The following is a 213-nucleotide window of genomic DNA, read 5'->3' on the forward strand; positions in this document are numbered from 1 at the left end:
CGAGTGGCACCGCGTCTTCGAGCGCTTCAACCGCGGCAGCGCCGACCGGCCGCACGGTCCCGGCAGCGACGGCGGCACCGGTCTCGGCCTGGCGATCGCCCGCTGGGCCGTCGACCTGCACGGCGGACGGATCGGAGTGGCCGAATCCGAGCGGGGTTGCCGAATCCTTGTCACTCTTCCAGGGGCGTCTTCCGTATCAGGTTGACGTACAGT

The 213-nt window shown here is 70.0% G+C and carries 1 protein-coding gene; it reads left to right on the forward strand.

Annotation, left to right across the window (positions count from 1 at the left end):
- A partial coding sequence (locus B7L92_RS38790) for an ATP-binding protein (protein WP_143626542.1) occupies window positions 1-205 on the forward strand: 205 nt, incomplete at its 5' end.
- Window positions 206-213 lie beyond the last annotated feature (8 nt).

The organism is Streptomyces viridosporus, assembly GCF_002078235.1.
In the GTDB taxonomy this organism is placed as follows: Bacteria; Actinomycetota; Actinomycetes; order Streptomycetales; family Streptomycetaceae; genus Streptomyces; species Streptomyces viridosporus.